Origin of the sequence: Kitasatospora sp. NPDC059462 (assembly GCF_042749955.1) — a bacterium.
Taxonomy (GTDB): domain Bacteria; phylum Actinomycetota; class Actinomycetes; order Streptomycetales; family Streptomycetaceae; genus Kitasatospora.
Window position 1 is genome coordinate 58,162 of sequence record NZ_JBHYUU010000027.1, and the last position, 7,288, is coordinate 65,449.

7 protein-coding genes are annotated in these 7,288 nt (G+C 75.4%); 1 reads left to right on the plus strand and 6 read right to left on the minus strand.

Annotated features, from left to right (window positions below; genetic code table 11):
- Positions 1-121: 121 nt before the first annotated feature.
- The 5 genes from ACFXAM_RS10640 to ACFXAM_RS10660 all read right to left on the minus strand — a co-directional run bounded on the left by ACFXAM_RS10640 (position 122) and on the right by ACFXAM_RS10660 (position 5,945).
- Positions 122-1,546, minus strand: a complete 1,425-nt coding sequence (locus ACFXAM_RS10640) for an MFS transporter (RefSeq protein ID WP_380289552.1) — start codon at positions 1,544-1,546, stop codon at positions 122-124.
- Positions 1,547-1,686: 140 nt separating this feature from the next.
- On the minus strand, positions 1,687-2,970 hold the full coding sequence (locus tag ACFXAM_RS10645; RefSeq protein WP_380289554.1) for a dTDP-4-dehydrorhamnose 3,5-epimerase family protein: 1,284 nt from the start codon (positions 2,968-2,970) through the stop codon (positions 1,687-1,689).
- Positions 2,971-3,113: 143 nt separating this feature from the next.
- The gene (locus ACFXAM_RS10650) at positions 3,114-3,458 is read right to left on the minus strand and encodes a hypothetical protein (RefSeq protein WP_380289555.1); all 345 of its coding nucleotides are present in this window, start codon (positions 3,456-3,458) and stop codon (positions 3,114-3,116) included.
- A gap of 186 nt (positions 3,459-3,644) precedes the next feature.
- Positions 3,645-4,562 carry a LysR family transcriptional regulator gene (locus ACFXAM_RS10655; RefSeq protein WP_380289557.1) on the minus strand — a complete coding sequence of 306 codons (918 nt, stop codon included), beginning with the start codon at positions 4,560-4,562 and terminating at the stop codon, positions 3,645-3,647.
- Between the two features lie 102 nt (positions 4,563-4,664).
- Positions 4,665-5,945, minus strand: coding sequence for an acetyl-CoA carboxylase biotin carboxylase subunit family protein (locus ACFXAM_RS10660; RefSeq protein WP_380289559.1), 1,281 nt, complete (start codon positions 5,943-5,945; stop codon positions 4,665-4,667).
- 120 nt (positions 5,946-6,065) lie between these two features.
- Between ACFXAM_RS10660 and ACFXAM_RS10665 the strand changes: the two genes are divergently transcribed.
- Positions 6,066-6,566: a tetratricopeptide repeat protein gene (locus tag ACFXAM_RS10665; RefSeq protein WP_380289561.1), complete on the plus strand. Its 501-nt coding sequence runs from the start codon at positions 6,066-6,068 to the stop codon at positions 6,564-6,566.
- Positions 6,567-6,705: 139 nt separating this feature from the next.
- On the opposite strand, the gene ACFXAM_RS10670 is transcribed toward ACFXAM_RS10665, so the two are convergent.
- A complete protein-coding gene (locus ACFXAM_RS10670; RefSeq protein WP_380289563.1) occupies positions 6,706-6,966 on the minus strand; it encodes a hypothetical protein in 261 nt (86 codons plus the stop codon).
- Positions 6,967-7,288 lie beyond the last annotated feature (322 nt).

A 7,288-nucleotide genomic window follows, 5' to 3' on the forward strand; every position in this document is an offset into this window, starting at 1 on the left:
CGCCGGGGTCTTCCGGCGGATTCGATCCTGGGGCGGGGCGTTCCCGAATCGCTCCTCATCCCTTCCTCGCCCCCGCACGGCGCCCCGCCCCGGGGGGGGGGGGCGCCGGGGGGGCGGGCGTTCAGGACAGTGCGGCCGGCGCGGGCTCGGGCGCCGCGCCGAGGTCCGCACCGGCGCGGTCCGTCGCGGGGGTGTCCGGGCCCCCGCTGCCGCTGCCGCTGCCGGTGGCGGTGGCGGTGTCGTCGTCGTGGGTCTGCTGCGCGGTGGCGGCGGCGGATCCCGGCAGGACGACCCAGCGCAGGGTGGCGAGGGTGAGCAGGACGGGGAGCACGCCGCCCAGGACGAACAGCCAGACGGTGAAGGCCCGTCCGGCGCTGACGCCGGCGAGCAGCGCGGACAGCGGGACCAGGGCCAGCGATCCGAGCCAGTCGATGCTGATGACCCGTCCCCTGACGGCGCTCGGGACCGAGGACTGCACGAGGGTGGACCAGTACACGTTGCCGACGGTGGAGCAGAACCCGTAGACGGCGCCCAGGGGCAGCAGCATCCAGAAGGAGGGCAGGAAGACCATCAGGGCCAGCGGGGCGGCCCCCGCGGTCCAGGCCAGCAGCATCCAGCGGGGGTAGGTGCGCGGCGGGGTGCGGGAGCCGACGAGGAAGGAGGCCACGACGGCGGCGATGCCGGTGACGGCGATGAGCAGCCCGTAGTCGCGGGCGTCGCCGCCCATGTCGTTGTGGATCAGGAACGGCATGAGGACCTGGCGCGGGCCCGACTGGAGCAGCAGCACCAGGCCGGACCAGACGATCAGCACCCACAGCCAGCGCTCGCCGCCCAGGTAGCGCAGGGCCTGGCGGTAGGGGACCGGGGCGCCGTCCTGTACGGGCGCGGGGGTGTCCGCCGCCCCGCCCGCCGTGCCCGCCCCCGCACCGGCCTCCGCCTCCGCACCGGTGCGGGTGTCGGTGCGGATCGCGGCGACGCATGCCAGCGCGACGCCGAAGCTGGCCGCGTTCACCAGGATGATGCTGAGGGCGTCGAACAGCGAGATGAGCAGGCCGCCGACGGCGGGGCCGATCATGCGCACGGCCAGGGAACGCACGATCGACTCCAGGGCGTTGGCCGCGTGGAGGTCCTTGTCGGGCACGAGGTCGGGGGTCGCGGCGTCGGCGGCCGGCCCGCTGATCGCGGCGGCGGCGCCCAGGACGAACGCCGCCGTCACGAGGTGCCAGATCTCCACCCGGCCCAGCGCGTGGACGGCGCCGAGCGCGCCGAGCGTGGCGCACGCGGCGGCGAAGGACCAGGCGATCACGGCCTTGCGGGGGAAGCGGTCGGCGAGCGCGCCGCCGATCAGGACGCACGAGATCAGGCCCGCCGCCTCGGCGCCCACGACCATCGACAGGTCGGAGCTGGTGCCGCCCAGTTCCATCGCCACCCACGGCAGGGCGACCAGCCAGACGCCGTCGCCCAGCATGCTGACGACGAACGACAGGAAGAGCAGACGGTAGTTGCGGTGCCGCAGCGGGGCCGTGGACCGGGACAGGGCCGACATCTGGGGGTTCCTCACTCCTGAAAGGGCCGGGGACGGCCGCGCAGGGCCGGGGGAGAGGGGGTGCGGGGGTGCGGGGGGACGGGCTGCGCCGCGGGCGTGAGCGCCTCTCGCGCCCACGCCCGCGGCGTGCTCGGGTGCCGTCAGGCGGCGGGGACCTTCCTGCGCAGCGCGACGCGGACCTGCGAGCCGTCCTCGCGCTTGATCATCATCACGGCGGGGGTGGCGTGGGTGACGGGCATGGCGCGCAGCTGCTGCTGGTCGGCGACGCGCTCCTCGTAGTACTGCGGCCCGGCGGGCACGGTGTTGGCGCGCAGCGCCGGCAGCGGGCGCCGGGCGAGCGGCCAGTCGGTGACGTCGTTGCCCGGCAGGTACGGGCTGCCGTCGGCGGGCAGCAGGGTGCGCGGCCGGTTCAGGGTGTAGACGTTCTCCAGGTGCTCGAAGGCGTGGCCCACCCCGGGGGGGATCACCAGGTAGCGTTCCGGGTCGGGGAAGAACGTGTGGGTGACGTCGGCGCCGTAGGTGGGGGAGTCGACCCGGGTGTCGATGAGGTGCAGGGTCACCTCCTGGTCGCGGGGGCCGACGAACGTCAGCCGGTCCTCCTGCCCGAGGTGGATGCCGTACGCGTCGTGCGTGTACGAGGTCTCGCCGTGGTCGATGAAGTACAGCGGGTGGCGGTCGAGCAGCGCCGAGAACCCGGACTCGGGGCCGCTGGAGATGACCGGGTGGCGCACCCAGCCGAGGCCGAACACGCTGTCCAGCGACTCCCAGTTCTTCTTCTCGTTCTTGGGGAGCATCTTGCGCAGCTCGACGCGGCGCACGGTGCCGTCCGCCAGGCGCACGTCCCGGGTGATGGGGTACTCGTAGGACACCTTGGGGATGACGTCCCTCTGCTGGGCGGCGACCAGGTCGTACCACAGCTCGCTCGCGGGGTGCGTGTTGGGCCGGTAGAGGGGGAGTTCCTCGTCGGTGACGTTCAGCGGCAGGTTGATGATGTCCGCGTCCGGCTGCCAGTCGAGGGTGCCGCGCACCCACTGCTCCGGGTCGGGCAGGAACAGCTCGTAGGTGTTGACGGTGTTGACGAACTCCAGGCCGTCGAAGGTGTGCGCCACCCCTGGCGGGATGTACAGCGCCCGCTGCGAGCCGGGCGACCAGGTGTGCCGCTCGCGCATGCCGGCGGTGGGCGAGCCCTCGCGGCAGTCGATGAAGTGCCCGGTGATCGTGCCGGTGCCGGGGCCCAGGAACGTCAGGACGTCGGCCTGCCCCAGGTGGATCCCGTAGTGTCCGTAGCTGAATTCCGTTTCACCGTGGAAGACCAGCGTCACCGGCCGCAGGGTCGGAAAGGGGACGACATAGGAATCGTTCCCGTTCTCGATCCGCCAGTTCTTTCGCCAGCACAGTCCGTCGATGGAGAACGACTCGTTCACAACAGTCCTCTTCCTTCCCTTTTTCTTTCCCTTTTTCTTTCCCGGTGCCGGGGGTGGCCGGCCGGGAGGGGCGGGCCGGGCCGGCCCGGGGGCGCCGTGCGGCGCCCCCGGGGCCGAGCCGGTGCCGTGGCGTGCGCCGCGGGTCAGCCGAGGATCTCGACCTCGTACCCGGCGGCCTCGGCGGCGGCGCGCAGGTCCTCCAGGGAGGTGGTGGGCAGCTCGTCGAAGACCTCCATGACGGCGGCCTGCTTGATGCCGCCCAGCGAGGCGGACAGGCGGGTGGCCTGGTCGGCGTCCACGAACTTGTTGAACGCCAGGTTCGTCAGCAGGGTCTGCAGCGCCTCGTCGCCGGAGGCCGCGGCCTCGCGCAGCTTGGCCAGGGTCTCGTCGCCCACCGCGCTCCAGTCGGCGTCGAACTGGGCGCCGCCGGCGTACAGGCCGTCCAGCATCTGACGGGCCTCGGTGGTCGTGATCGCGTTGCTGTTCATGGTCGACTCCTTCTTCCCGGGTGCGGTTGCGGTTTCCCGCCCTTTTTCCGGCGGCCCGCGCTGTTGAATGAATTCCACCAGCCGCCGCACCGGGTGGTCAACGAACCACTCATTCGCTGTTCCGAAGCCGGGCCATCGGACATTGCGATGGCCCCCGGGAATTCGGGCGGGAATTCCGGCACCCGCTCAGGCCGCGGCCAGGTCCTGTTCCTGGAGCAGGAAGGCGCTGACCTGCTCGATGAACAGCCGCATCTCCCGGGTCAGGGGGGTGCGCGGGCGCCGCACGAGCTGGGTGTGGACCTCCACGGGCGGGCGCCAGGCCAGCGCCGCCAGCCTGCCCGCCGCGAGGTCCGCCTCCACCGACACCCTCGGCAGCAGCCCGACGACGAGCCCGGCCGCCGCCCACCGCTTGGTCTCCTGCGCGCTCCCGCACTCCAGCACCGCCACCGCCGCCCCCGGCCCGCGCGCCGGGCCCCGCACACCCGCACCCCCCGGGTGCCGGCGCCCGCTGCCCGATTCCGGGGCGAGGACCGGCACCTCCCGCAGGTCCGCGCCGGTGATCCGGGCCCGGCGCGCCAGGTCGTGACCGGGGCTGACGACCGCCACCAGGGGCTCGGGGCCCAGCACCTCGCTCTCCAGCCCCTCGTGGCGCACCCGCTCGCAGGTCAGCAGGCCGAGGTCGACCCTGCCCTCGCGCAGGTCGTGCAGGATCTGGGAACCGGTGGCGATCTGCGGGGCGAGGTGCAGCCGCGGGTAGCGGTGGCGGAAGTACTCGAAGAGCGGCGCCAGGCGGTAGGCGGCGAGCGAGTCCATGACCCCCACCGCCAGGCGCCCCGACGGCTCCCGGGGACCGGCCGCGGCGACGAGCGCCTCGTCGGCCAGCGACAGCAGCCGCTCGGCGAACGGCAGCAGCCGTTCACCGGCCAGGGTGAGCCGCACCCTGCGCCCGGCGAGCCGCTCGAACAGGGCCACCCCCACCGAGTTCTCCAACGCCCTGATCTGCCCGGTCACGGTCGACTGCGCGTAATTGAGTTCGGCCGCCGCGCCGCTGAAACTCAGCAGCGTGGCAGCGCGGTGAAAGGTCGTGAGCTGGCGAATGTCCACGTGTCGTCCGTCCTGCGCGCGATGAGGCGCGGCTGTTCTCGTCGACTGTCTGCATCGTCACTTCCCGGCCCGCGGCCGGCCCCGCCAGGAGCGGGCGCACCCTCAGGTCACCTCCCGGCCCACCCCCGCCAGCCGCGCCCGGGCGGCCGCCAGATGCCCCAGCGCCTGGCGCGCACCCGCACCCACCACCGCCACCAGGCCGTGCCCGTGCGCCGCACAGCCGGGCGACACCCCCCGCCCCGCCACCTCCACCCCGGCCACGCACGGCAGTTCCCGCACCCCGGCCAGCACACCCGCACCGAACCCGCCCCCGTCGAACCCGCCCCCGGCACCGTCCCCGGCACCGTCCCCGGGCGGCCCGCACACGAGACCGACCACCGCGCTGCGCCCCGCCGGCACGGCAGCCGGCACCTCGCCGGTGAGCGCCCGCAGCGCCGCCTCCTCCAGATCGGCGCCGCCGGCCAGCCGCACCAGCCGCGCCGCGTGGTCCGCGCGGTCGAGCCCGGGCCGGCAGGCCAGGACCCGCGGTGTGCCCCCGGGGCCGTGCACCACCGTCGTGCGCACCGCCCCGTTCTCGAACCCCGCGAGGTCCAGCACCGCGCACACCGCGGAGCGGATCGCCGCCTCGTCACGGCCGGCCAGCGGAGCGGGGTACAGGTGCGTGGTCGTCACGAAGTGCGGCGGGCCCGTCGTTTCGAGCGCGATGATGCCGAGGACCTGGTGCATCCCGTCCACGCTGAGCGTCTCCACCGCGTACTGCGGGCCCGGCAGGTACTCCTCGACGACGAACGGCTCCTGCCCGCCGCCGCCCTGCCCGAGCCGCCACCGGCCCACCTCCCGCTGCCCGCGCAGCAGTTCGGCCCGGCGCGGCCCGCCCGGCCGGGCGGACCTGACGACGACCGCCTGCCCGCCGAAACCGGCGACGGCCCGCTCGACCCCGGCGCCGCCGTACGCCCGCCTGGCCCGCACCCGCAGCCGCGGATGGGGGCTCAGCAGCGCCCGCAGCGCCCCGCGGTCGGTGAGCACCTCCACCGTGTGCGCCGGGTTGACCGCCACCCCCGCGTCCTGGGCCGCCGCGAACACCGGCCCGGCGGTGCGCACCCCTCCCAGGTTCAGCACGTGCGCGATCCCGTGCTCCCGCACGGCGCACGCCACCGCGCCCCGCACGGCCGGCGCGTCACCGGTGTCGACCAGCAGCAGGCCCCGCGAACGCCCGGCCACCTCCCGCAGGTGCGCGCCGCCGCGCCGCCCGCGGTCCGCGAGCGACCACACGAGGAACCCGGCGCGCGCCGCCCGGCGCAGCAGCTCCGGCGACGGTTCCACCACCAGCACCCGCTGCGCGCCCGACACCCCGCCCGACACCGCGCCCGGCACCCCGCCCATGGGTCCGCCCCTTCCCGCTCACGGCAACTGCGCCGAGTATCGAAACGACGCTTCCCCTTTCGTTCCCCCCGCCTTCCCGGCCGGTGAGAAGCCGCCCCGGCGCTCTGCGACGATGTGCGCATGAGCACACAGACCAAGGAAGACGCCCTGTCGGAAGTCGCCCGGCTGCGCGACGAGGAGCGCTTCGAGGAAGCCCGCGCCCGGCTGCTGGAGCTGTCCGCGCGCTTCCCGCACGACGCCGAAATCGCCTACATCACCGCATCGGTCCACGACCGGATGGGCCTGGAGGCCGAGGCCGTCGCCTTCTACGAACGCAGCCTCGCCGGCACCGGCCTGTCGGAGGAGGACCACCGCGGCGCCCTCCTCGGCCTGGGCAGCACCTACCGCGTCCTCGGCCGCTACCCCGAGGCGGTCGACACCCTGCGCGACGGCGTGCGCCGCCACCCGCACGACGGCGCCCTGCGGACCTTCCTCGGCATGGCCCTGTTCAACGTCGGCGACCACCACGGCGCGATGAGCCTGCTGCTGGACCTGCTCGCCACCACGAGCGAGGACCCGGACGTGCGGCGCTACCGCCGGGCCATCGAGTTCTACGCGAAGGACCTGCACCACACCGCGTGAGAAGCGCTCGCAGCGGAGCCACCCCCTCCGCTGCGACGCCCACCCCGCCCACCGGCCGGACCGGGCCCGCGGAGCCGCCGCACGCCCTGCTCCGGCGTGCTGTCCCGGCCGACGACGCGTCCGGGACGCCCGGGGCAGATCACGGGGCCGCTACCGGGCGGGCCGGCCCGGCGGGGGAGAACCCGGCGGCCCGGGGACGGCCGGCCCGGCGCACCCTCTCCCCGAAGCCGACGTCCGGGGAGGACGGGAAGCCGCGCCCGCGGCGGCCCGCGGCACCCGGGACGCCCTCGACGGCCACGTGGAAACCGTCGTCCGGGGCGTGACGCGCGACCAGGCCGAGCAGGCCGGTGTCCGCCGCCCCGGCCGCGTCGCGCTCCCGCAGCACGGTACGACGCGGCACGTCCCGCCCCACGACCGCCCGGCCCCGCCCGAGGGACGGCGCGCCGCCGCGCGGCGATGCCCGACGCTCCCGGCACCGCCGGGCCCGCGCACCACCACCAGCACGCTGCGCACCCGCCCCGTCGTCCCCGCCGGCGCGCACCACGGATCCCTCGGCCGGCCGGGACCGTGCCACTGCGCGGGGCGCTCGGCGCGTTCGGCGCGTTCGGCGCGGACGAGGCCGCGCGGCCACCGCACCCCGCCGCCCCTCCACGCGGCCACACGGGGGGCCGGGGCCCGCGCGCGCTCCCCGACCGCGGGGGCGGCCCCCGTGCGCCGGGATC